The sequence below is a fragment of the Candidatus Laterigemmans baculatus genome (genome assembly GCF_010367455.1).
GTDB classification, from domain to species: Bacteria; Planctomycetota; Planctomycetia; order Pirellulales; family Pirellulaceae; genus Laterigemmans; species Laterigemmans baculatus.
In genome coordinates this window covers 1-25,288 of record NZ_WRPR01000033.1, presented here as the reverse complement: position 1 = coordinate 25,288, position 25,288 = coordinate 1, and the positions used below count along the sequence as shown (strand labels likewise).

Below are 25,288 nucleotides of genomic sequence, written 5' to 3'. Positions count from 1 at the left end.
GAATCATCCAGTCGGACGGTCGCGGTATTGTTCGAGATTCGTCCCCAAGGTAACCGCTGCGGTCCCACGGGAGTGCGCGGTCCGGCTAAATTGCTGCGGAAGCCAACTCGCTGCCGCGCCCTCCGGCGGATTGTCGTCGCCGGTCCGCGGGGCACCCGCCCATGGATGAAACTGCCACCATGAATCGACCTCAAGAGACCACACTCGAACTCCGTGGCGGCGCGAAGATGCCCGCGGTCGGATTGGGGCTGTGGAAGATCCCCAAGCCGCAAGTCGCGGGACTCGTCGAACAGGCCGTCAGCCAGGGGTATCGCCATCTGGACTGCGCCGCCGATTACGGAAACGAAGCCGAGGTCGGCGAGGGACTCGAGCGAGTCTTGCAGGCGGGTCGCTGTCGCCGCGAGGAGCTGTGGATTACTTCCAAGCTGTGGAATACCTACCACGCCGCCGAGCATGTCCGGCCGGCGGTCGAAAAATCGTTGCAAGATTTGCGACTCGACTACTTAGATCTGTACCTGATCCATTTCCCGATCGCGCTCCGCTACGTTCCGTTCGACGAGCGTTATCCGCCCGAATGGATCTATGACCCCGAAGCCCCCGAGCCGCGAATGGAGCTGGCCTCGGTCCCGATCGCCGAGACCTGGGGGGCGATGGAACAACTGGTACGGGACGGGCTCGTGCGGAACATCGGAGTCTGCAATTTCAACACCGCTTTGCTCCGCGATCTGATCGCTTCAGCGACGACCGCTCCGGCAATGTTGCAAGTCGAACTGCACCCCTATCTGACTCAGGAAAAACTGTTGCGGTTTTGCCAGCAGCAGGGAATCGCGGTGACCGGTTTTTCGCCGCTCGGAGCCGGTTCCTATCTTCCGCTGGGGATGGCGAGCGAGGACGAGTCGGTACTGTCGGAATCGGTCGTCGGGGAGATCGCCGCGGCTCATGGCAAGACGGCCGCCCAGGTCGTGCTCCGCTGGGGAGTCCAGCGTGGGACGGCGGTCGTTCCCAAGACCGCCCGACCGGAACGGCTGGCGGAGAACCTCGACCTGTTTGATTTCGAGCTGAGTGACAGCGAGATGCAGTCTCTGACAAACTTAAATCGCAATCGCCGCTTCAATGACCCCGGCGTGTTTTGCGAATCGGCGTTTGGCACGTTCTGTCCAATCTACGAATAATCCCTCCCAAGGAGATTCACGATGCCTGCGGAAGCTCTCGATGTGGAAGCAGTCTCGGTCCGGGGACAGCAGAAGCACGGCGGCGAGCCCTTTCCACTGGTGCTGCGTTGCGCATCGCCAGCGGCGAAACTCGACCAGACCGTGGACTGGCTGGCGGCTCACGCGTCGGACTTCGAACAGAAAGCCGACCGGCACGGAGCGATCCTATTTCGCGGTTTCCCCGTCCAAAGCCCCGAGGACTTTGATCGCTTCATCGCCGCTTTCGGCTGGGAGAATTTTCCCTACGAGCAATCGCTCTCCAACGCCGTGCGGAAGAACTACACGCCCCGCGTCTTCTCCGCCAACGAAGCGCCGGCGGATGTCACGATCTACCTGCACCACGAGATGGCGCAGACGCCGGTCTTTCCGAGCAAGCTATTTTTCTATTGCCAACAGCCAGCCGAGAGCGGCGGTGCGACGCCGCTATGCCGATCCGACGTGCTGTTCGAGCAGATGCTCGCACGCTGCCCCGATTTTGCCCGGGACTGCGAACACAAAGGGCTGCGGTACACGAACGTGATGCCCGCCGAGGACGATGCCGCCTCGGGGATGGGGCGGAGCTGGCAGAGCACGTTCCGGGCGAACCGTCGCGAGGAGGCCGAACAGCGGTTGCATGGGCTGGGCTACTCCTGGGAATGGTCCGACGACGGATGCTTGCGGGCCACCACGCCGGTGCTCCCGGCGGTCCGCGAAGTGGGGCCCGGCCGCAAAACGTTCTTCAATCAGTTGATCGCCGCTTTCCGAGGGTGGAAAGACAGCCGCAACGACCCGGGCAAAGCGATCACCTTCGGCGACGGCACGCCGCTCGACCGCGATACGGTCCTGACGGTGGCCGAGATGGCGGAGCAACTGACTTACGACCATGCGTGGCAGCAGGGTGACGTCGTGCTGGTCGACAACTACGTCGCCATGCACGGTCGGCGCACCTTCAGTGGCAGCCGCCGGATCCTCGCCTCTCTGGTCGCCGCCGAGCATCACGGGGCCGAGCTTCACGGGACCGAACATCATGGGGCCGAACATCATGGGGCCAGCTAGAGATGGCCGAGCCTGAGCCGAGTCCCCGAGCGGCGACGGAGCGGCCCTGGTATGCCGAGGTGACCGGTTACCAGTGGCTGGTGCTGGGAATCGCCTCCGCCGGCTGGGTGTTCGACGTCTACGAGGGGCAGATCTTCAACATCACCCGCGACCAGATGCTCCGCGACATCCTTGGTCGCTCGGGGGGCGATGTGAAGCAGTATGGCGATCTGTTTCTGGGGCTGTTTCTGCTCGGCGGAACGATTGGAGGGCTCGGCGCCGGTTCGCTCGCCGACCGCTTTGGGCGGCGTTCGATCATGGTCCTGACGATCCTGATCTATTCGGTCTTTTCAGGCCTGACCTTCTTTGCCAGCGAGCTGTGGCATGTCGCCGTGCTGCGGTTTTTGGTAGCCGTGGGGGTGGGCGGAGAGTGGGCGGTCGCGGCCGCGCTGGTCGCCGAAGTTTTTCCGCCCCGCGCTCGGGCGCACGCCTCGGGGATCTTCCATGCCTCGAGCGTTCTGGGAACCTGGATGGCGGCGCTGGCCGGTTTGGCGGTCGGGGCCCAGTGGCAGTACGCGTACTTGCTCGGCATCGCTCCGGCGCTGCTGATTCTGTGGGTGCGGGCGAAAGTCCGCGAGCCGGAGCAGTGGAAGGCGAAGGCGGCCGAGGCCAAAGAATCGGCCACGGCGTCGCCGCTGGGCAGCTTCCGGGAGCTGCTGCTCAATCGCCGCTGGGCCGCACGAGCGGCTCTGGGGATGTCGCTGGCCGCGGTCGGGCTGGGAACTTTCTGGGCCGTCACCGTGGCCGGCCAAGACCTGACGCGGGAGTTGGTGCTGCGGCAGGGGGGCAGTCCCGAAGCGGCGGCCCAGCGAGCCAAGTTCGCCTACGGAATCGTGCAGACGGCTGGCGGCGGACTGGGACTGCTCGCCTTCGGCCCGTTGTGCGCCCGAATTGGCCGCCGGCGGGCTTTCGTCGTCATGCATTTGCTGGCGATCGGAATCGTGCCGATCACGGCTTTCGCCCCACAAACGTACACTCAGCAGCTGGCGATTCTGCCGCTGTTCGGGTTCCTGACCCTGGCGATGCACGCCGGTTATGCGATCTACTTTCCCGAGTTGTTCCCGACGCACCTGCGGGCCACCGGGACCAGTTTTTGCTTCAACGGTGGGCGGCTGCTGGCGGTTCCGGTGCTGATTTTTTCCGGTTGGCTCAAGGCTCAGGAGGGGATGGACCTCCGCTATGCCGTCACCTCGCTGAGCCTCCTGTTCCTGCTCGGCGTCGTGATCATCCTGTTCTTGCCGGAGACGCGCGGGGAGGAGTTGCCCGATTGAGCGTGCAAAAGGGATTTCCCTTGAGCGCCCCGAGCGTCTAGAATAGACCGCCCCGCCGGTGCCGTCCTACCTCTACCTACCGACTGCGGTCACCGGGAGCGAGCCGATTACACGAGCGAATCGATTCTCTCTCGAGAACCGTCCCACCCTCAGCGACGCGCACCCCGACCCACCTTGCTGAACTCGAGGCCACCCTGAGACGCACTGTTTGCCCGGCGAGTTTGTTTGCCCGGCGAGCAGGAGGCGGTCTGGTTGTGGCGATAGGAGATCCACTGTGTCTGCAAAGGACAAACGGCAGAGCCCTCGGCGCCGCCGCTGGAGTTACGTGGCGGCTTTGATCGTCCTCGTCGCGGTACCGGCGACCGTCGCTGCGCGGTGGGGAAGCGGCGGCCCCACGGTCGACAGCGAACTGATTTGGCACGAAGTCCGCCGCGGTGACATGAAGGTCTCGGTCATCGAGCGGGGCAATCTCGAAAGCCAGCAGAACATCGAGGTCTACTGCGGGGTGGAGGACGTGCAGCGCGACAGCATCAACGGCACGCCGATCATCTGGATCATCCCCAACGGCTCGAGCGTCAAGAAGGGCGACCTGCTCGTCGAGATCGAATCGACGCCGATGCGGGAAGAGCTCGACGAACAGATTCTCGAAACCGAAGAATCGCGGAACGTCGCTTTCCAAGCCGAGTCGAATTACCAGAACCAAGTCGTTCAAAACGAAACCGCCGAAGCCGACGCGCGGCTGAAAGTCGAGTTGGCCAAGCTCGAGTTGGCGATGTTCCAAGACCCGGACAGCGGCACGCATAAGCTGGCGGTCGACGAAATCGAGCGGTCGATCGAAGACGTCAACAACGAGATCCTCTCGGCTCAGGCCGCTCTGGAATTGCAGAACGACGACTTGCGGGGAATCGAGACGCTGTTCCGGCTCGGCTACGCCAACCGCAACGAGCTCCGCCGCAGCGAATTGAGCTACATGCAAGCCGAAGGCAAATACGCCGCCTCGCTGAACAAGCTGCGGACCCACCAATCGTCGCTGGAAAAAACCCGCAACTACGTCCGCCGCATGGAACTGCTCTCGCTCGAAGGCGCTTTGCAAACCGCCGAGCGGAATCTTGAGCAGGTGATTCGCAACAACGAAGTCAAACTGGCCCAAGCGAAATCGGTGCTCAACGCCCGCACCGAATCGCTCAAGAAGGACGAGGAGCGGCTGGCCCGCTATCAGTCGCAGCTCGAAGCCTGCAAGATCTACTCTCCGGCCGACGGGATGATCGCCTATGCGAGCAGCCGCAACGACGACATCCGCGAAGGGGCGGCGGTCCGCTACCGCCAACACCTCCTCTCGCTGCCGTCGCTCAACCGGATGCAAGTCCGCACGGCGGTCCATGAATCGGTGCTCGATCAACTCAACACCGGCTTGCCGGCGAAGATCACGGTCGATGCTTTCCCGGATCGCAGCTACGACGGTGAAGTCCAATCGATCGCCGTGCTCCCCGACCAAAACTCCTGGCGGGGAAGCGATACCAAGGTCTACGAGACGGTCGTCACGATCGATACCGAGGTCAGCCAGATCAAACCCGGGATGACCGCGGTGTGTGAAATCGAGATCGAATCGATCGAAGACGCGGTGCTCGTCCCCATCCAGTCGTTGATCGAGCGCGATGGACGGACCTGGGTCATGGCCCGCAGCGGCGAAAGCATCGTTCCCCGCGAAGTCTCGGTCGGTCGCGAGAACGACTCCCAAGTCCAAATCCTCCGCGGGCTCGAGGAAGGCGATCAAGTCGCTCTGAACCCGGCGCAACTGGCCGACCTCCTGCCGACCGAGCCCTCTCCGGAAGCGGCTTAAGGAAGGGAAGAGCTGTGTGGATCGCGACCTTCAAACTGGCTGTGCGCAACCTGCTGCTGCATAAGATGCGGAGCGCGTTGACGCTGCTCGGGACGATTCTCGGCGTCGCCTCGGTCATCGCCATGCTCTCGGTCGGCGAGGGGAGCAAGCAACAAGCGCTTGACCGAATCCGTGAGTTGGGCGCATCGAACGTGATCATCCGGAGCGTCAAGCCGTCGCTCGAGGAGGGTGGCGCCGGGAATCAGAACGGCGGCTCCAACCGCTACTTCCAAATCAACGCCTACGGACTGACCTACGAGGATCTGCGGTCGCTTGAGCGGATCCCCACCGGTGAGATCGCAGTCCCGGTCGCCATGCATCGCAAGGACGTCAACCACGGCCGGCGACGGCTGCAAGAGACGCGCGTGGTTGCCACCGTCCCGGAGTTGACGCGGGTTAAAAACCTGCAGGTCGAGCGGGGTCGGTTTCTCGTCCACGACGACAACGAGAAGTTCGCCAACGTCGCCGTCCTCAGCCGCGGTGCAGCCGACGCCCTGTTCGGTTTCGAAGACCCTCTCGGCGAGCCTTTGCTGATCGGCGACGGTGCCTACCGGGTGGTTGGAATCCTCGAAGCGCAAGACAGCGGCTTGGCCCGCCCCACCGCCTCGGGCACCGACGACCAAAATCGCGACATTTTCATTCCTTTGGCCGCCGCCCGAAGTCGCTTCGGCGAACTGCAGCGGAGCGGACCGCGAGGGAGTCGCGAATACGATCGGATCGAATTGAGCGAAATTACGTTGGCCGTCAAAGAGTCGAAAGATGGTCCCGATCTGGTCCGCCCGACCGCCGCGATGGTTCGCAAGCTGCTCAACCGCTCGCATCCCAAGAAGAGCGATTTTCAGGTCGTCGTCCCGCTCGAGCTGATGGCTCAGGCCGAACACGAGAAGCGAATCTGGAATCTGGTCCTCGGCTCGATCGCCGGAATCTCGCTGCTGGTCGGCGGGATCGGGATTATGAACATCATGCTGGCGACCGTCACCGAGCGGACCCGCGAGATCGGCATTCGCCGAGCCATCGGCGCACGGCGGAAAGACATTATTCGCCAATTCCTACTCGAGACGACCGTGCTCAGTACGACCGGTGGCGTGCTCGGTATCGTGCTCGGCGTCGCGATTCCCATCGCCGTGACGCTGGCCGCTGGCGTTGAGACCTCGACCAGCTTCATCTCGATCGTGCTGGCTTTCGGCATCTCGGTCGCCACCGGGATCATTTTCGGCGTTTATCCCGCCTACAAAGCGGCGGCGATGAATCCCATCGAGGCGCTTCGGCAGCAGTAAGCGGCCGCCGACGGACTCCAGGGCCGGTAAAACCGGAAGAAGTCGCATATTCGTTCAAATCGGTGCAACCGGACGTCCGATCCCAGGAAGTGGATCCTGTCACGTTCCCGGTTTGTCTGCGCCGAATGTCCACTCCAGCACTGTCGAACGTTGAACCGCGGTCGTTGGCCGCTGCGAGCCTGGTGGTCATCCTCGGGTTGCATTTCGCTGGCTGCTCGCGGCGGCACTACCGGCTGGACGCGGATGGTGAGGTCGCGCACATCTTGGCCGAAAAGGACGCGGCCGAACCGTATCAGCTGCCCTACCAGACGAACGTCTACCCCGACGCCAGGGCCCGGTTTTTTGATCCCACCAATCCGGATTGCCCCAAGCTGCCCGGTGCGGTCCCAACGCTCAACAGCTACCCGCTGCCGCCGCTCGTCTCGGGCGACCCGTCGCAGGCTTCCAGAACCGACCGCGCCGATGATTCGCCGGATGGGCTTGGAGAGGACGGAGCGTCGGATCTTGGCGATGGAGTCCCGGTGGAGGAAGTGCTCCCCGCCCCCGCAGTCGATGCGGTCGACGATGCGGTCGACGATGCGGCCAGCACCGAGCGCGCCACCGATCCGGCAATCCAGTTAGCCACGCTCGTCCAGCCCTCGCAGCCGCCCGTCGAGGAAATCACTCCGCCAGCGGGAGAAGAGATTCCGGTCGGCGGGGCGGAGGCGGTGCAGGGGGGGACCAGCGACGACAGCGGACTGCGGATCGTGCCGATTCCGGCGGCGACCTGGGAAAACATTCCGGAGGTTTGCCTGCCGCGGATGCTGGAGTTCGAATCGATGCGGGAGGAGTACCGGCGGACCTTTGGGCGAGGCGTGCCAGAGGGGCTGACCAGCGACGCACCACGGCTGACGCTGCCGAACGTTATGGAGTTGGCGCTGATCAACAGCCGCGAGTACCAGACCCGCAAGGAGGTTCTGTACCAGACCGCGCTGCGGCTGACGCGCGAGCGCTACCAGTACATGCTCAAGCCCACTGCGACGGGCAACGGCACGGCCCTCAATTACCGCTCGCTGAACGTCCAAGGCGAGCAGGTCAACACGCTCAACATCCCGACCCGGGCGGCGGTGACCCAGACGATGGCGACCGCCGGTCAATTCCTTGCCAGCTTTGCCAACGACGTGGCGCTGACCTTCAACGGCCCACAAGGATTTGCCGCCGACGTCAACTCGACACTCCTGTTTCAATTCGAGCAGACGATCTTTCAGCGGGACGTGGTATTTGAAGCACTGACGCAGGCCGAGCGGGATGTGGTCTACGCCTCGCGCGACTTCATTCGCTTCCGTCGCCAGTTGTTCCGCGACTTGGCCAACCAGTACTACGACCTGCTGCTCTCGTATCGAGCCATCGAGATCGCCTCGCAGGACTACTTCAGCAACCTGCGGGGCTTCCTGCAGGCCCAGGCCGAGTACGTGGCGGGCCAGTTGCCCCGCGTCCAGGTCGACCAGTTCGAACAGAACGCGCTTCGCAGCCGCAGCGACTTGGTGAGCCGCTGCAACCAGTTGGAGTCGTCGCTCGACCGGCTCAAGCTGTCGATGGGACTGCAGCCGGAAATGCCGCTGAACCTGGACTTGGGAGAGCTCGAAACGCTGACCGCCAGCGATGAGTGGACGGTAGCCCGCGAGCTCGTAAGCCGCACGCGGCGGGAGTTGTTGGCCCAGCAGGAACGGACCCGCCGGGGTGCGAGCGGTCTGATCAACGCGGCCACGGTGCTGGCTGACCGGATCGCCGACATCCAGCGACTGAGCCGCCAGCTCCGGGAGGACGCAACTTCTGGAGAAGCCACTTTGGGGGAAGCCGCCGAAGGACTGCCCGAGTCGGAAGAACTCACTCGGGTCACGAACGTCCTCCATCTGCTCGAGGCCCAGGGGCGCGTCGACGCCCTTCGCGGCGAGCTCCGCGGCGATCGCGAACTCGACCTCCTGCCGCTGCAGGTCTACTTCCGCAACCTCGATCTGATCGATGCTCTGCTCGGCGTGACCGAACAATCGCTGCGGATCCGCAAGACGGAAGCCGACGCGGCTCTGGAAGCCGAAGCGATCCAGGACGTCCGGGAGCGTCGCGCGTCGATCGCCGAGCGGCGGAGCGAGCTGGAGGAGATGTTCCGCGTCCTTCCGCCGGAAGAGAAACTGGCCCAGTTGCCGGACGTTGTCGCCCGTTCCGAGATGTTGGTCCAGGAGGCCGAGCAGCTGGCCGACGAAACATCCGAAGGTTTAGTCCCGGACGATCGCGAGGCGTTTTTGGAATTTGTCGAAGCGACCGTCGCCGATTCGCTGCAGCTGGCCGACCAGGCAATTGCCGGGAGCGACGCTGGGCTGGCGGAGCTCGAAGTCGAAGAAGACCCAGCGATGCTGTCGGCGCTGGTCAATCGGCTCGATTTGATGAATCGCCGGGGCGAGCTGTCCGACGCCCGCCGGACGGTGAAGATTGCAGCCGATGATCTGCGGTCGATCCTCGACTTGCGAGCCACGCAAATCCTGCGAACCGACCCCGACTCCAATTCGCCATTCGACTTCGGCTTCGACAACAGCGAAACGCAGCTCAGTATCGCACTGGACACGCCGCTAAACCGCCGCGTGCAGCGGAACAATTACCGCGTCGCGCTGATCAACTACAACCAGGCGATCCGCCAGCTGATCGAATCGGAAGACGGGATCAAGTTCGAGATCCGCGAGGACCTCCGCAACCTGCGTCTGCGGCGGAACCAGTACGAGATCGCGATCAAGTCGGCCGCCCTGGCGTACGAGCGAGTCGTCAGCACGCGGCTGCAGCTGCAGCTGCCGGGGGGCGGCGATGTGGTCGCTCGCGACTTCCTCGAAGCCCAGCAGGCATACACGGCCGCCCTGAGCAGCGTCGCCAGCCAGCACATCGCGTTTATCCTGGACCGCGTGGAATTGTTCTTCGACTTGGAAGCGATCCGCCTCGACCCGGTCGGCTACTGGCCGGGGCTGCGGGACGAGGAGATGCAACCGATGATCGATCTGAACTTCCCCGCCAACAATCCGCACCCCTACGGTACCCTGCCGCCTCGGCTGCACTATTCCGAGGAAATTCAGCGGACCGTACGATAGGGCATGGGGACCCTCGGGATCGTTCATCAGCCGCCGGGCGCTAGCCCCCGGTTTCCGAAAACGCTTGGGAAACCGGACGCTAGCGCGTTGCGGCTGATGAAACCGTCTTGCCACCCCGACCACAACCTTAAGCCCATTTGCCACCAGAGGACTCCTGCGGATGACGATTTCGGCCTCGAGAGAGCGGTACGCGGAGCTCGACTGCGTCCAAGTCGATGGGGGGCCGAACCCGGATACGCTCGTCGTTGCGCTCCATGGCTACGGGGCTCCGGGGGGCGATCTGGTTCCGGTAGCCAATGAATGGACGCGGGCCCTGGGGCCGGCGGCGAGCCGTGCGCGGTTTGTCTTTCCGGCGGCCTTGCTGTCGCTCGACGAAGAGGGGATGCCCGGGGCTCGGGCCTGGTGGCGATTGAACATGGCCCGATTGCTGCAAATGACCGAAGCCCGGGATATCACCGAACTGCGAACGCATGAGCCACCGGGGCTGAGCGAGGCACGGCATGCGGTGGTCGAGGCGATCGAGGAGATGATGCAGGTGCTCGGCTGCGGTCCGCAGCGCGTGGCCCTCGGCGGTTTCTCGCAAGGAGCCATGCTCTCGGTCGACGTAGCGCTGCGGGGACTGGCCGAACCGCCGGGAGTGCTGTTCGCCTACTCGGGGACGCTGATCTGCGAAGCGGCCTGGACCGACGCGGCGATGCGGCTGGTCAACACCGAGACGGTTCAAAGCCACGGCTCCTTCGACCCGATCCTTCCCTTCGAAGGTGCCGAGGCGATGTACGAGATGTGGAAAGTCGCGGGCGTGCCGGTGCACTTCTTTCCCTTTGATGGTCCGCACACGTTGACGATCGAAGCGGTCGACGAGACCGCCGCTGCGATCCGCCGGATGATGGACCGCAACGACTCCGCCGCCGCTTCCGAGTCGGCATGAGCGGCGCTTTGCGGCTGCCGGCGGAGCTGGCTTCGCTGCCGATCAGCGAGGTCGCCGGCGAATTGATCGAGGCGCTGCGGCGGGAGAATCGTGCCGTGCTGGCCGCTCCCCCGGGAGCCGGCAAGACGACGGGCGTTCCGCTGGCGCTGCTCGAAGCATTTTCGGGCTCCGAGCGCGTGCTGCTGCTTCAGCCGCGGCGGATGGCGGCCCGCGCGGTTGCCGCTCGCTTGGCCTCGCTCTTGGGGACAAATGTCGGCGAGCGGGTCGGCTACCAAGTCCGGATGGACCGGCGATGGGGAGCGGCGACCAAAATCGTCGTGATGACCTACGGCGTGCTGCTGCGGCGACTGCAAAGCGACCCGCTGCTCGAGTCGTTTTCGACGGTTCTGCTCGACGAGTTCCACGAGCGCTCGCTCGAAGCCGACCTGACGCTCGGGATGCTGACGCGGATCCGCGGTTCGTTGCGGCCCGAGCTACGGCTGGTGGTCATGTCGGCGACCCTCGATGCCGCACCGATCGCCGCCTTCCTCGACCAAGCTCCGCTCGTCGAAAGCCGCGGGCGGATGCACCCGGTCGACATTCGCTACGCCAAGCGGTCGTCGAACGATCGGCTCGAAGCGCAAGTCGCCGAAGTGCTGCCTCGGGCGATGGCCGCGAGCGACGGGCATGTGCTGGTGTTCCTGCCCGGTGTGGGGGAGATTCGCCGCACGGCGCGTCAGATCAGCGATTTGGCCTGCGTCGCCGGCGCCGACATCCTGGAGCTTTACGGCGACCTCTCGCCCGAGCGGCAGGACCGCGTGCTGCGGCCCTCCTCACGCCGCAAGATCGTGCTCTCGACGAACGTGGCGGAAACGTCGGTGACGATCGACGGCGTCACCTCGGTCATCGACAGCGGACTGGCGCGGGTGATGCGGATGAACCCGGCGGTCGGACTGCCACGGCTGGACGTCGAGCCGATCTCGCGAGCCGCCGCCGAGCAGCGTGCCGGGCGCGCCGGAAGAACTGCCCCAGGAACCTGTTTTCGGCTGTGGCTGCAGCCTGCCCATCGAGCCCGGCCCGAGTTCGACACGCCTGAGATCCACCGCGGCGATCTGGCCGGTGCGGTCCTGCAATTGTTCGGCTGGGGCGAAACCGATTTGCAGCAGTTCCCCTGGCTGACGCCGCCTCGCGAGGAAGGCCTCGCCGCTGCCCGCAACCTGCTCGAACAGCTGGGAGCGATCGCTGGCGGGCGGATCACGGGCCAACGGATCACGGGCCTCGGCCGCGACATGCTCCGCATCCCGGCTCATCCGCGGCTGGCTCGGCTGGTCCTCTCGGGGCACCGCCGCGGAATTTTGCGGCGGGCATCGATCGCCGCGGCGATGCTGGCCGAGCGAGATCCATTTGAAGATCGTCGCGGAGGACGACTGGCGGCGAACGATGCGGCGCTGCTGGGGCTGCCCAGCGGCAATCTGGCGGACCGCGCCGAGCGGATCGAGCGGTGGATCGACGGCGCCGCCGACCGAACCATTCTGCGGCCGGCCGGCCAAGCGGTGCGGCGGACAGCCGAGCAGCTCGCTTCGGCGGTCGAGCGCTCTTGGGCCGTCGAGGAAAATCCCGAGAGTGAAGCCGCAACGGAAGCAGTGTCCACGGGCGCGAGCGAAGCGGGCGCGGGGGAAATCGGCGCGGGGTCAATCGGCGCGGGGGACGGGCCGCCGGGCAGTCCGTCGCTCGACCCGGACGAGATCGACGCGGCGCTCTGCCGCTCGCTGCTCGACGCTTTTCCCGACCGGCTCGCTCGCCAGCGAGAGCGGGGCGGAGGCGATCGGGGTGGCCCGCGGGGCATCATGGTCGGTGGGCATGGCGTGCGACTCAGCGATCCGCAGGCGGCGGCCGGGAGCCCGCTCTTTCTGTGCCTCGACCTGCTGCAGAAGGGACGCGACGCCGACGTCCGCTTGGCCGCTCCGGTCCGTGAAGAGTGGCTCGAGGCGAGCGAAGAGGTGACAAGCGAAGAGGGGCAGGAACTGGGGACTGGCCCGGGGCTGCGGGAAGTCGACGAGTACTTTTTCAACCCGACGCAGCGGCGGATCGTCGGTCGGCGGCGGCGCTACTGGTACGATCTGCTGCTCGCTGAAACGCCCACCGAAATCGTCGATCGCGAGCAGGCCGCCGAGCTCCTGATCCGCGAAGTCCGTCTGCAGTGGGAGCGGGCTTTCCCGGTTGACGATGCGGAGCTGATGCAACTGGTAACGCGATCGCGGCGAGTCCGGGAGTGGCTGCCCGAACAACCGCTCCCGGTCCTCGATGAGGCGGCCTTGGACGAGATCGCTCAGCAGATCTGTGGCAACGCGCTGGGGATCGACGAAGTGCGACGGGGACCGTGGTTGGACTTGGCCAAAGCGCATCTGGGCTACGAATCGCTGCGGCAGCTCGACCAGTGGGCTCCGCCCCGGCTGCAAGTCCCGAGCGGCAACGCGATCGCGGTGGAGTATCCGCTGGAGGGCCCTCCCGCGATGTCGGTCCGGCTGCAGGAATTGTTTGGCTGGACCGAGACGCCGCGGATTGCCGCCGGCCGCGTGCCGGTGCTGCTGCGATTGCTCGCTCCGAATCATCGCGAGGTCCAGGTGACGTCGGATCTGGCCAGCTTTTGGCGTTCGACCTACGCCGAAGTCCGCAAGGAGCTCCGACGGCGGTATCCCAAACACCATTGGCCCGAGCGGCCACTGGAGGCGACCGCCACGCGGAGCGGGCTGGGACGCGACGCTCGCTGAGCTCGACACGGCGGCCCCTGACTTGACGGGCCCCTGACTTGACGGGAACCGGGCCTCGCCGGATGTTGAAGGGTAGCCCGCTCATCTCCGCACTTCCCCTGATGCCGCCCCATGTCGTCCGACACATCGATCAAAGTCTCCGCCGAACTCCTCCGGACGTTGCACCGCATTCAGCGTCAGCGAACGGATCTGAAAAGTCAGTTGGAGCGGGGCCCGCGGCAGATTCAGGCAAGCGCCGCGATGGTCGCCGAGCTCGAGGCGACGGTGGGCGAATCGCAGGAGAAGCTCCGCAAGGCGAAGATGGCTGCGGATGAGAAGCAGCTGCAGCTGAAATCGCGTGAGGATCGCGTCCAGCAGCTACGGATCAAATTGAACTCAGCCGCCAGCAACCGCGAGTACACGGCGCTGAAGGAGCAGATCGCGGCCGACGAGCAAGCGAATGAAGTCCTCTCGGACGAAATTCTCGAGGCCTACGAGCGGATCGATGGTTTGGAAGCCGAGCGCACCGAGCTCCAGGAACAGCTCAAGCGTCGCCAGGAAGAGCACGCGGAGTTCGTCTCGACGGTCGACGAGACGATGAAGCAAAAGAGCGAGAGCCTCGCCCGCGTGGAAGCCGAATTGGCCGAGGCCGAGGACCAGTTGCCTCCGCCGATCCGGCTGGAGTACGACCGCATCGTCGGCACCCGCGGCGAGGAGGCGCTCGCTCCGGTCGAAGGCGAAACCTGCGGCGGCTGTTACCAGATGCTCACTTCGCAAATGATGAACCGCTTGTATCTCGGCCAAGCCGTCCGCTGTCCGGCGTGCGGGGCGATGATGTATCTTCCCGAAGACCGGACGGTCCGCTGAGCGAGCGGTCCGCTGAACGAGCGGTCGGCGGAGCTTGGGGTCGGCGGAGCTTGGGGTCGGCGGAGCGTGGGGAGAGTTCCTTGGTCGTCATTGGGATTGTCGGATCTCCGGCAGGCGGAAAGTCGACCGTTGCCCAGCACTTAAGGGAGCTCGGAGCAACCTGGATCGATGCCGACCGGATCGCCCGTCGCTGTCTGCGGCTCAGCGAAGTCCGTCGGCGGCTTGCGGCTCAGTTCGGCCGAGACGTTCTGGACGCGCGGGGGCAGATTGACCGCCCGGTTTTGGCCGACCGCGTTTTCGGGGATGACGCTGCGAGTCGGCAAGGATTAGACTATCTGGAGTCGGTGGTTCATCCCCCGGCCCGAGAACTGGCAGTGCGGCGGATGCGGCGAGCGGCCCGGCAGAGGAGCCTCGCTGCGGTGCTCGACGCCCCGATGCTGCTGGAAGCGGATTGGGGCGTGATGTGTGACGCGATCTGGTGCGTGGAGGCACCCCAGCACCTCCGTCTCGACTGGATCGCCGAGCGTGGTTGGTCGGTCCAGGAACTGCAGAGACGTGAACGCAGACAAATGGACATCCAACAGAAACGGCGGCTTTCAACGCATCTGCTGATGAACGACGGTGATCGCGGCGAGTTGAGGCGCCAAACGCAAATGCACTGGTCCGCACTGATGCAGGCCCTGGAAGTTCGCTCAATGCACCCTCTTCTTCTCGCTCCTGGCCACTGCATTTGAGACCGGATCCTTCCATTCCGACTCGACCGAGAGTGAGCCGAACGACGAACCGCCCGGGATTCCTCAAGCACCACTGTTCGTCGCGCTACGATCTCCCTCCCTCCTCCGACCGCGGATCGCTGCGGTCGCCCTCCCGACTTATCGCCTTCGACTCCGTCGCATCCCCTTTACCATGCCACATCAACGTCCACTCCGGTCGCATAACGACCGCTCTCGCCGCTCCTCCGATTCGCCTGCGGACCGCCCCCGCCACCCCGACGCGGAAGTCGACCAACGGATTCGCGAACTGGACGCCGAGCGGGATCCGCTCTCCCTACCAGAGGAAATCGTCGACGAAGCGAATCGCTCCGGCCGCGTCGTCGGAATCCCGGCGGCCGGCGATGGCGAGCCGAGCACGAATCTGGCGGCGCTGCAGCGGATGCCCCATTCGGAGCTGCTCGAGATGGCCGCGGCCGACGGGCTCGAGGGGATTGCCGGACTGAACAAGCAGGACCTGATCTTCCGGATCCTCAAGGAGCGGATGAAGGCCAATGGGTTGATGTACGGCGAGGGGACGCTGGAGATCTTGCCCGACGGGTTTGGGTTCCTCCGCAGCCCCGATTACCACTACCTCAGTTGCCCCGACGACATCTACGTTTCGCCGAGCCAGATCCGCCGCTTTGGGCTGCAGACCGGCAGCACCGTGGCCGGCCAGATCCGCCCGCCGAAGGAGAACGAGCGGTACTTTGCGCTGCTGCGGGTCGAGGCGATCAATCGCCAGGATCCAGCCCAGCGGGGTCGCCGCACGCCGTTCGAGAACCTGACTCCGCTGCACCCCGACACGCGGATCATCATGGAGCATGACCCGCACGACATGAGCACGCGGGTAATCGACTTGATCGCCCCGATCGGCTTCGGCCAGCGGGGTTTGATCGTCAGCCCGCCGCGGGCCGGCAAGACGGTCATCATGCAGAAGATGGCTCGGGCGGTCCTGAAGAACTACCCCGACGCCTACGTGATCATGTTGCTCGTCGACGAGCGGCCCGAAGAGGTCACCGACATGGAGCGGGAGGTCAAAGGACCGAACTGCGAAGTGATCAGCAGCACCTTCGATGAGCCGCCGGCGCGGCACATTCAGGTCGCCCACATGGTGATCGAAAAAGCCAAGCGGATGGTCGAGTACGGGATCGACGTCGTGATCTTCCTCGACTCGATCACGCGGCTCGGCCGGGCCCACAACAGCGAAGGGTCCGGGACCGGCAAACTCCTCTCCGGTGGACTCGACGCCGGGGCGCTGCAAAAACCCAAAGCCCTCTTCGGGTCAGCTCGGAAAATCGAAGAGGGAGGCTCGCTGACGATTTTGGCAACCGCCCTAGTCGATACCGGCAGCCGGATGGACGATGTGATCTTTGAAGAGTTCAAAGGGACTGGAAACCTGGAGTTGGTTCTTGACCGGGGGATCGTCGAGCGACGCGTCTGGCCGGCGATCGACATTCACCGCAGCGGGACGCGGCGGGAAGAGATGCTGATGGACCCCGAAGAGTATCGCCGCGTGGCGATCGTCCGCCGCAGCTTGGCCGATGCGTCTCCGGCCGACGCGATGGAACAACTCACCGCCCGGCTCCGCAAGACCCAAAACAACGCCGAATTTTTGCTAAGTATCAAGGAATAACACACCGTGGCCATTGAACTCTCCGGCGCCGATGGCGATTTGCCCGAAGGCTATGTCGCCATCATCGTCTCGCGCTACAACGACTCGATCACTTCCAAGCTGCTCAGCGGGGCGCTGGAAACGCTTCAAAACGGCGGCTTCGACGAAGAGCGGATCGTCGTCGTCGAAGTCCCCGGGGCCTGGGAACTGGTGCTGCCGTCGCTGAACATGGCGATCAGCGAAGCGATCTGCGGCGTGATCGCCCTGGGGGCGGTGATCCGCGGGGAAACCACCCACGACCAGCACATCAACCGGGCCGTGACCACCGCGCTGATCAATGCCTCGGTCGATGCCGACACCCCGATCGCCCTCGGACTGCTGACCTGCGAGAACGTCGAGCAGGCCATCCAGCGCAGCGGCGGCAACATGGGCAACAAGGGAATCGAAGCGGCCGAAGCGCTGCTCGAGATGCTCCGCCTGGGAGTCAAGATGCAGGCGCTGCTCGGCGATGGTTCCGAAGAGGAAGCGGAGGACTGAGGATGGCCACACGTCGACGGGCACGCGAAGTCGTGCTGCAGATGCTGTATGAGGCCGACATCAATCCCGGCCGCGAACCGGAATCGTCACTGGACTTCATCACCCGCCGCATGCGGGGCCGCAAGGCGCTCGCCGAGTTCGCCCAATCGCTGCTCCGCGGAACGTTGCTTCACCGCGACAAGATCGATCAGGAGCTCGCCCGCTACGCGACCCACTGGTCGCTCTCGCGGATGGCCGTGACCGACCGCAACATCCTCCGTCTGGGAGCCTATGAAATCCTGGTCGGAGGCACCCCGGGCCGCGTGGCGATCAACGAAGCGGTCGATCTCGCGCGGCGCTACGGGGATCGCAACAGCGCCCGCTTCGTCAACGGAGTGCTCGACAAGCTGCTCCACAGCCAACCGGTCGCAGAAAAAGCGAAAGGGTGAGAATAATTCCTTCGTACTCGTACTCGTACTCGCTTCGGGCGGGACACCGAGTTTGAGAGGCAGGCTTGCTCCGAAAGATCGATTACCGCTGCGCTGAGTACGAGTACCGCTACGCTGAGTACGAGTACGAGATCCTCAGTACTCCGTACTCCGTCCCCAATCGTGAGCTAGGCTTTCTCGGCTGATTTGCCGCGCGGCGGTTGCGTGGCGCCGCCGTTTGCCTCCGCTCGCACCGCCCGATGTCGCCCCTGGTCCCCCTGTTTTCACTGGCCGCCGCCGTCTGGCTCGTCCATCTGCTCCGCCACGGCACGGTGCCGCTGTTTGGGCTGGTCGTGCTGGTTGCAGGAACGGTGTTTGGACCTTCGTTTTTCGCGATCGATGGTCCCTTTCAGATCAGCCTCGACCGCGTCCTGTGGGTCTGCTTGATCGCGTTTTTCATCGTCCAGAGACGGCTCGGTGAGACCGACCCCAAGCGGTTCTCGCGAGCCGACTGGTTGCTGCTGGCGCTGGTCGCGGTCACTGCCGTTTCGTCGCAGCGCAGTGGCACGGTTCCCGACGGCAGCAGCCCGCTGGCGCGGTGGATTTTTTACATCTTTCTGCCGGCCGGGATGTACGCGATCGCCCGCAGCGCGACGCTGCGGAGCTCGGACCTGCGGCTCGTCTCTTCGGGCCTGATCGGCCTCGGCGTCTACCTTGGGATCGTCGCGGTGCTGGAAACTTCCGGCGCCCACGCGCTGGTTTTCCCGCGGTACATCGTCGACCCTGAGATCTGGGAATTTCTCGGCCGGGCACGCGGTCCCCTGCTCAACCCGACCGGCAACGGGATCGTGCTGACCGTTGCGCTCGGGGCCGCCGTGATGCGGTGGCTCGAGCCGGGACGAATCGGAAAGTTGGGCTATGGAGCGGCGGTGCTCGTGATCCTCGCCGGCTGCGGGGCCACGCTCACGCGCTGCGTCTGGCTGGGAGCCATCCTGCTGCTCGGCCTGATCGCTCTGCACTACGCCCCGCGGTGGTTGCGCGTCTGGTCGCTCGCCGCCACCGTCCTGGTCGCCGGCGGCATGGGGATGCTCTACAAGGACCAATTGCTGCGGATCAAACGCGACGAGCACCTTTCGGCCTCAGCGGCCGAGGAGTCGATTCAGCTGCGTCCGCTGCTGGCCGTAATCGCCTGGGAGATGTTCCAAGACCGCCCGCTGCTAGGGCACGGCTACGGCCACTACTTTGCGCACAACCAGGCGTACACCCAGATCCGCGACTGGGAACTGCCGCTGCAGACCGCTGGGCCTTACATGCAGCACAATATCTTCCTCTCGCTGCTGGTCGATTGCGGACTGATCGGCCTCGCCTTGCTGGTCGGATTGCTCGCTTGGTGGACGGCCTGTGGGTGGTCGTTGTATCGCAACACCACGATCGATCCCGAGGCCCGACGGCTGGGGATGGTGATGGTAGCGATGACCGTCGGCTACTTGGCCAGCGGGATGTTCCAAGACGTGACCGTGATCCCCATGGTCCACATGTACTTGATGTTCATCGCCGGATTGACGATGGGCGTCCACAGCCGAGGCGGCGTCGTGGCCAAGAGCGCGTCCGCTGCCGAATTGCCGGAACGGAGAACGCAGTCTCTGGCACTCAGTACCTAGTACTCAGACTCAGTACTCGTATTCAGACTTCCGAGGAACTTGAGCTGCCAGTAGAGCATCCGGACCTGCTTGGGATCGAATCCGGCTCGTTCGGCGGCTCGCACCGGTTCGCCGAAGATGGCTTCGACTTCCATTGGGCGGCGGGCGAGGTAATCGAGTCGCATGCTGCTGTCGTAGGGGACCATGTCGCGGGTGTGTTCCATGATCTCGTCGACCGCTTCGCGTTCGATGCTCCGGCCGCACGCTTCGGCCGCCGCCCGCACTTCCTCCGAGAGCGAGGCGGCGAGCGCCGCGGAGGGTTCGATCTGGATCAGCGTATCGGTCGAGGCGCTGAGCACGACCGAGAGACCATTGAAGGGAATGTTCCACATCAGCTTCTTCCACCGCGCCCGCCACTGGTCTTCGCTGCCATGGGCGTCAATCCCGGCCGAGCGGAGATCCTCGACCAGCTGAGCGACGCGCGGCGTAATCCCGGCCGGCGGTGCCTCGGCCACTCGGTGTTCGCCGAGCACGATGCGGCCGTAATCGAGATGCCGGATGTGGCCCGGTCCCACTTTATTGCTGCACAAAAAACAGACGCCGCCGAGCACCCGGTCGGGTCCCACAATCGCTGCCGAATCGGCTTCGGGACAGAGCCCGTTCTGCAATACGAGGACGATCCCGCGGCGTCCGGTCACCGGGGGGAGCAGCTCGTCGAGCAGATGGTTCTGCGTTGTCTTGAGGGCCAGAATCGTGACGTCGCACTCGGGCATCTCCGCCGCTGAGCCGTACGCCTGGACGTGGGGCAAGTGGAAATCGCCGAGCTTGCTTTCGACTTGCAGCCCATGCTCGCGGACGTGCTCCAAATCGCTGCGGAGCAAGAAGTGGACGTCGAACCCGGCTCGGGCGAGTAAGCCGCCATAGAAACCACCGAGGGCTCCGGTCCCAATTATCGCGAAACTCCGCCGCGTCATTCCTGCTTCCCCTTCACTGGTGAATCTGAATTGCCGAGCAAGTACAGCGCCGACCGCGTCCGCACCAGCAAGTGCGTTCCTAGCGGGACTGGCGAAGCCATGCAACCGTCGTCGAGCTGGTTTTCGGCTACCCGGCGAAAGCTCCGTCCGGGGCGGAGCACGTGGGCTTTACCGTCGTGATCGAACAGGTAGAGGTACCCGCCGGCGAGGATCGGCGAAGCGCTGAATTTGCCGTCGAGCCGCTCGCGCCAGAGCGTCTCGCCGGTGGCCGCGTCGATACAGGTCGCCACCCCCGCGTCGTGGACGTTGTAAATCAGCCCTTCGTGAACCAGCTGAGAGCTCTTCGAGCCGATCCCCTGGCGGTTCGTCCACACGATCGGCTTGCCCGCTGCATCCGCCACGCCCCGCGGATCGACCGCGTGCAGCTTGGCGCTGGGAAACCCCGTGTTCACGTAGATCCGCTCGCCGTCCCAGAGCGGCCGCATGGCGGGACTGAATTCGCCGTACGTCGCCCGCCAAAGTTCCTCGCCAGTTTCCGGGTCGTAGGCGAGGACGGCTTTGGAGGTGGGACTGATCAGCTGCGTTTGCCCGTCGACTTCGATCACCAGCGGCGTCGCAAACGCTTTGTGCACGTCTCCGTTGTCCGTGCCATAGTCGACGTCGCGATCGATCTTCCACAGCGTCTCACCGCTGGCGGCATCCAAGGCGACCACATATTGCAAATCGAACCCGTCGAAATGAATGATCAGCTTGTCCCGCCAGAGGATCGGCGAACTTCCCGGACCGCGGTGGTGGTAACAGGGAAAATCGCGGCGCTTCCACAACACGCGGCCGGATCGCGCATCGAGACAAGCGGTTCCGTAACTGCCGAAATGCACCCACACCCGCTCGCCATCGGTGACCGGCGTCGGCGACGCGAAGGAATTCAGAAAGTGGGTCTCTTGGAGTTCCTCATTCTCAAACAAATCGGTCCGCCACAATTGCCGGCCGTCGCTGAGATCGATCGCCACCGCCCACATCGAGTGCCCCTGGTCGGTGGCCGCGGTCATCCAGGCCGTCCCCTCCCAGACGACCGGCGAGGACCATCCACGCCCTTCGGTCGGCCGCTTCCAGAGCACATGCTTGCTCTCGGACCACTCGAGGGGAGGTTGGGCTTGGTCCACCGCGTGACCGTTACCCAGTGGCCCGCGGAATTCTGGCCAGCGGTAGCGATCGAGATCCGCTGGTGAGGACAACGTGGGAGGAGGGCTGGCCAGCGAGGGAGCCCAGGGCGTGGCGATGAGCAGCGAACCACAGCCGATGAGAATCGCGAGATGTAGTGCGGGGCGGACCATGGGTGACGGCAATGCGGCGCGGAAGGAGAAGAAAATCAACCGACGCCATCTTATCGCCTCAATACCCTCCTGCCGAACTCGAGACCCCTGGCGAACCCTGAGCCGACGGCGCTAGCCGCGGGTGCTGCAGCGGAAATCCCGGGGCTGCGTGGCCCGAGGCTAGCGCCTACGGCTCAAAAGCCGAAAACCCCTGGGTTTTCTGATAGAGCCCAGACCTGATGAGCCGTCGGCGCCCTCTTGCCGCGCTTCAGAAAAAGTTTGACACGCGGCGAGCCCGCCGCTTACCTTACTTCTCTGTGGGGGTTCTCACCGCCGCAAGCCGGCGGCTGGGAGGCTCTGGGCCCCACTAGCTGGGCCCCGCTAGCTGGGCTCCCTTAGCTGGGCTCCCTTAGCTGGGCTCCCTTAGCTGGGCAACGAGCTCAACCCGCCACACGCTTTCTCTCATACTCAGTGATTTACCATTTCGTGTTCTTATAGAGGGTGTGGCGATGCGACTTTTCCATCGCAGACGGTCGGGTTTTACCCTGGTCGAACTGCTCGTTGTGATTGCGATCATCGGAGTCCTGGTTGGGCTCCTGTTGCCAGCCGTTCAAGCGGCTCGCGAAGCGGCTCGCCGAATGAGCTGCAGCAACAACTTGAAGCAGGTTGGATTGGCTCTGCACAACTACCAGAGCACTCACAGCCGTTTCCCGCCGCTCGGCTATTACGGCAACAAGACGGGGACGCCTGAAGGTCCCTACCATCACACGTGGGTGACCTCGATTCTGCCGTTCATCGAGCAAGGCCCGCTGCACGACTCGATCAATTTTGCTTTGCCCGCGTGGGAGCAGCCGCACGTCGCCCAGCTCATACCCACCCTGATGTGCCCGTCGAGTCCGCAGTTCAACGACACCGCGGAAACCCATGGAATCGCCTGGACGAACTACGCGGGGGCCGAGGGCTACGAGCTGAACCGGATTAACCATCCTTGGTATGACGATCCGATCGAGGACGCCCTGCCGAACAAGGATTACAGCGGCATCTTTACCGTTCTCGAATCCAACTCCTTCCGCGACATCACCGACGGTACGTCGAATACGATCATTGTGGCCGAGCATTCGACCTACGGCCACAAATGGGGCGCTCGCCACACCGGAGGCAAGGGAGTTCCCCGCAGCGGCCCCGGCGAAGCGGTCTTTACCGCAGCGTTCATCGCTCCGATGCAGTGGGGTGAAGCCGCCGATCCCGCCCGTTACTGCGCGGTCGACGGAGCGGCTGGCGCTTACGGGACTTGGTTCCGGGCCGCCCCCTACTCGCAGGAACCGGGCTATATCACTCACATCGGACCCAACAACGAGCACTGGGGTAGCGATTCGCTCCATCCGGGAATCGTGGGGGCTTCCTATGCCGATGGCTCGGTGCGGACCGTTTCCGAGACGATCGACTACGCGACCTGGGTGATCATCAACGGCAAACGTGACGGCGTGCAGCCGCCCCAACAGCCGTAGCCTCTGTCAGCGATTTTTCATCTTGCCGCTGAAACGGGCGGAGTGACGCTTCCACAGAGTCACTCCGCCCGTCTTCGACCGTGACCACAACTTAAGGCTTCCTGGATGCGCATCACTACCGTCTTTCTTTTACTCTCGATCGCATCGCTGTCGCTCTGCGGCTGCGGAGAATCGAAACCCGATCCTCGAGACCGACCGGACTTTATCGACACCTCCGATCCGAGTTCTACGAGCATGTATTCGCCCGAGGATTTCCAACGGGGCAGGCCGCCGTCCCGTCCCTAAGACCGCGAGCCTGAGGTGGGCCCACCAAAGGGCGGCTATAAGAAAACTGCCTTTTGCCGTCACCGCCCCGGGGAGGGTCGGGTTCTTAGGCCCGGGGAGGGCCAGCGGAATCCGTTCGCCTTGAGGTCTCTACGTCGCAGATCACCCTCCCCGCTCGTTCCTCGCGACCCTCCCGGGGGGAGGGTGTCTTCTACTTAGCAAAGGATTCTAGTGAAACGCTGCCCAACGCTTGCCTCGATCGTGCTTCTTCTCGTCCTCTCGCTAGGCTGCAGCCCGTTTCATTCCGAAGAGCGAGCGGCCATCGAACACCTCGAGTCGCTTGGGGCCGCCGTCGTGCTGACTCCCGAAGGAAAAGCTCGAGAGGTAGTTTTAGAATCGAGGCCCGTGGTCGATGACGACATGGTGCATCTCGCGCAACTCAGTGAGTTGGAGGAACTCGATCTCGGGGGCACCGATATAACCGACGCCGGACTCGTGCACCTCGCCGGTTTGACCAATCTCAAGAAATTGGACATCGGCGGCGGATACATGAAGCCTTCCAAGGTTTCCGATGCGGGTCTCGTCCACCTCCAAAATCTGCACAACCTCGAACAGCTCGTCCTCAGCGACGCCCAGATCACCGACGCCGGGTTGGTGCATTTGAAGGATCTCAAAAACTTGAGGAGTCTGTATCTGTTTCAGACGCAGGTCAGCGACGCGGGGCTCACGCACCTCGAAGGACTCACCGAGCTGCAAACCTTGCGGGCGGGTCGGACGAGGATCACGCCCGAAGGAGCCCAGGCCTTCCAAGCCAAGATGCCGAACTTGACCAAGTTCATGGAAGCGGAGCCTGAGGCGGCCGGAGTGCCTGCAGAGCCAATGGAAGGGGAAGCCGATTCGGAAGGGGAGCCGCAAAGCGACTAACGGACGTCCGCCTTTCCAGGCGGACTCAGGCTGATATGTCAGGCTGGAAAGCCTGGCGTACGGGTACCCTATTGCGGCGATCGGGCTCGCGGGAACAATTGGCGACTCATCCGGCGCCTCCGCCGCGCCGCTTCGCCCACGGCTGTCATGGAAGTCGCTGCACGTGCCTGAATCCTCCCGATCCCCGGTTCGCCCTTCTCAGCCATCCTCGGAGCCGAGCCGGGTTGTTCGCCCCGGTGGCAGCAATCCCGTGACCGTGATCACCGAGGACGGCCAGACGCTCCGCCCGCCCGCCGGCTGGACGCTGCTTCCGCCCGGCGACGCGGCGCTCACGCGGCGGGTCAAAGCCTCGGGCCCGACCTGGACCGTGCAGGAAAAGAAGGGCCGCAAGACGTTCTCACGCGGCGTCTGGGCCGATGCCGGGCGGATCGCATCGATCCGTGAGAGCTTGCTCGCCGAGCGTTCAACCGAGACTTACGCGAAACGATTGGAAGCGGACCGAGGTCGTCGCGAACGCAAGCAGCAGGAATACGTCGGCTCGTTTGAATCGGCCGTGCTCCAGTTCCTGAATTTTTCTCCGCAGCACGCGGAGCTCGCGGAGAAACTGGCTGCGGCTGTCACCCGCCACGCAACGCCCGTCGGCAGCGGAACGGTGGCTCGAACGACGCGGATCCCCATCGAGCGGCGTGCCGAATCGGCGGTGATCGCGTGGATGCGGCACCAAACCACCGCTTACGATTCGCTCAAGATCGCTCGCATCAAAGGCAAGCGACGCGAAGTCCGCCAAACCCTGGCCGCCGAATCGCGACGTCTGCTCGACGCCTATCGCAAGAACCGCGGAGTCGACCCCGAGCAGTGCCCCCTGCAACGAGCGCTGCGCCAGCCGCCGGAGTGAGAGTGAAGCGACTGCTCACCAACGCGACCCTCCCGGGGAGGTCGTGCAGTTTTCCGGTCCCCTCTCCCCCGCGGCTTGGCTGCGAACGAAAGTTCCGCAGCCGAGCCGCGGGGGAG

The 25,288-nt window shown here is 64.3% G+C and carries 19 protein-coding genes; 17 read left to right on the top strand and 2 right to left on the bottom strand.

Features of this window, described 5'->3' with window-relative positions:
• The first annotated feature begins 179 nt into the window (after positions 1-179).
• The 14 genes from GNK13_RS06915 to GNK13_RS06850 all read left to right on the top strand — a co-directional run bounded on the left by GNK13_RS06915 (position 180) and on the right by GNK13_RS06850 (position 19,315).
• Positions 180-1,172: an aldo/keto reductase gene (locus tag GNK13_RS06915; protein ID WP_203328965.1), complete on the top strand. Its 993-nt coding sequence runs from the start codon at positions 180-182 to the stop codon at positions 1,170-1,172.
• 21 nt (positions 1,173-1,193) lie between these two features.
• The gene (locus GNK13_RS06910; protein WP_164101778.1) at positions 1,194-2,246 is read left to right on the top strand and encodes a TauD/TfdA family dioxygenase; all 1,053 of its coding nucleotides are present in this window, start codon (positions 1,194-1,196) and stop codon (positions 2,244-2,246) included.
• Positions 2,247-2,248: 2 nt separating this feature from the next.
• A complete protein-coding gene (locus GNK13_RS06905) occupies positions 2,249-3,556 on the top strand; it encodes an MFS transporter (protein ID WP_164101777.1) in 1,308 nt (435 codons plus the stop codon).
• Positions 3,557-3,830: 274 nt separating this feature from the next.
• Complete coding sequence (locus GNK13_RS06900; protein ID WP_164101776.1) at positions 3,831-5,396, top strand: efflux RND transporter periplasmic adaptor subunit; 1,566 nt, start codon at positions 3,831-3,833, stop codon at positions 5,394-5,396.
• Positions 5,397-5,410: 14 nt separating this feature from the next.
• Positions 5,411-6,712: an ABC transporter permease gene (locus GNK13_RS06895; RefSeq protein WP_203328964.1), complete on the top strand. Its 1,302-nt coding sequence runs from the start codon at positions 5,411-5,413 to the stop codon at positions 6,710-6,712.
• Between the two features lie 125 nt (positions 6,713-6,837).
• On the top strand, positions 6,838-9,822 hold the full coding sequence (locus GNK13_RS06890; RefSeq protein WP_164101775.1) for a TolC family protein: 2,985 nt from the start codon (positions 6,838-6,840) through the stop codon (positions 9,820-9,822).
• 160 nt (positions 9,823-9,982) lie between these two features.
• A complete protein-coding gene (locus GNK13_RS06885; protein ID WP_164101774.1) occupies positions 9,983-10,750 on the top strand; it encodes an alpha/beta hydrolase in 768 nt (255 codons plus the stop codon).
• Positions 10,747-13,500, top strand: a complete 2,754-nt coding sequence (locus GNK13_RS06880) for an ATP-dependent RNA helicase (protein ID WP_164101773.1) — start codon at positions 10,747-10,749, stop codon at positions 13,498-13,500. Before GNK13_RS06885 ends, GNK13_RS06880 begins: the two co-directional genes overlap by 4 nt.
• A gap of 111 nt (positions 13,501-13,611) precedes the next feature.
• Complete coding sequence (locus GNK13_RS06875) at positions 13,612-14,346, top strand: zinc ribbon domain-containing protein (RefSeq protein ID WP_164101772.1); 735 nt, start codon at positions 13,612-13,614, stop codon at positions 14,344-14,346.
• 80 nt (positions 14,347-14,426) lie between these two features.
• Positions 14,427-15,080 (top strand): dephospho-CoA kinase, encoded by a 654-nt coding sequence (gene coaE, locus GNK13_RS06870; RefSeq protein ID WP_164101771.1) that lies wholly within the window; start codon positions 14,427-14,429, stop codon positions 15,078-15,080.
• A gap of 172 nt (positions 15,081-15,252) precedes the next feature.
• The gene (rho, locus tag GNK13_RS06865) at positions 15,253-16,731 is read left to right on the top strand and encodes a transcription termination factor Rho (RefSeq protein ID WP_164101770.1); all 1,479 of its coding nucleotides are present in this window, start codon (positions 15,253-15,255) and stop codon (positions 16,729-16,731) included.
• 6 nt (positions 16,732-16,737) lie between these two features.
• Positions 16,738-17,247, top strand: coding sequence for a 6,7-dimethyl-8-ribityllumazine synthase (gene ribH, locus GNK13_RS06860; protein ID WP_164101769.1), 510 nt, complete (start codon positions 16,738-16,740; stop codon positions 17,245-17,247).
• 2 nt (positions 17,248-17,249) lie between these two features.
• Positions 17,250-17,675: a transcription antitermination factor NusB gene (gene nusB, locus GNK13_RS06855; protein ID WP_164101768.1), complete on the top strand. Its 426-nt coding sequence runs from the start codon at positions 17,250-17,252 to the stop codon at positions 17,673-17,675.
• A 239-nt stretch (positions 17,676-17,914) separates the two neighbouring features.
• On the top strand, positions 17,915-19,315 hold the full coding sequence (locus GNK13_RS06850) for an O-antigen ligase family protein (RefSeq protein ID WP_164101767.1): 1,401 nt from the start codon (positions 17,915-17,917) through the stop codon (positions 19,313-19,315).
• Here the strand turns inward: GNK13_RS06850 and GNK13_RS06845 are convergent.
• Both GNK13_RS06845 and GNK13_RS06840 read right to left on the bottom strand, forming a co-directional pair.
• Complete coding sequence (locus GNK13_RS06845; RefSeq protein WP_164101766.1) at positions 19,312-20,268, bottom strand: putative 2-dehydropantoate 2-reductase; 957 nt, start codon at positions 20,266-20,268, stop codon at positions 19,312-19,314. The two genes, GNK13_RS06850 and GNK13_RS06845, sit on opposite strands and share 4 nt — an antisense overlap.
• Positions 20,265-21,602, bottom strand: coding sequence for an outer membrane protein assembly factor BamB family protein (locus tag GNK13_RS06840; RefSeq protein ID WP_164101765.1), 1,338 nt, complete (start codon positions 21,600-21,602; stop codon positions 20,265-20,267). The genes GNK13_RS06845 and GNK13_RS06840 overlap by 4 nt, the downstream gene beginning before the upstream one ends.
• 488 nt (positions 21,603-22,090) lie before the next feature.
• Here GNK13_RS06840 and GNK13_RS06835 point away from each other — a divergent pair, with 488 nt between their 5' ends.
• From GNK13_RS06835 to GNK13_RS06825, 3 genes are all read left to right on the top strand, one after another.
• A complete protein-coding gene (locus tag GNK13_RS06835; RefSeq protein ID WP_164101813.1) occupies positions 22,091-23,089 on the top strand; it encodes a DUF1559 domain-containing protein in 999 nt (332 codons plus the stop codon).
• A 495-nt stretch (positions 23,090-23,584) separates the two neighbouring features.
• Positions 23,585-24,277 carry a leucine-rich repeat domain-containing protein gene (locus GNK13_RS06830; protein WP_164101764.1) on the top strand — a complete coding sequence of 231 codons (693 nt, stop codon included), beginning with the start codon at positions 23,585-23,587 and terminating at the stop codon, positions 24,275-24,277.
• A 250-nt stretch (positions 24,278-24,527) separates the two neighbouring features.
• Positions 24,528-25,172: a DUF2293 domain-containing protein gene (locus GNK13_RS06825; RefSeq protein ID WP_203328963.1), complete on the top strand. Its 645-nt coding sequence runs from the start codon at positions 24,528-24,530 to the stop codon at positions 25,170-25,172.
• Positions 25,173-25,288 lie beyond the last annotated feature (116 nt).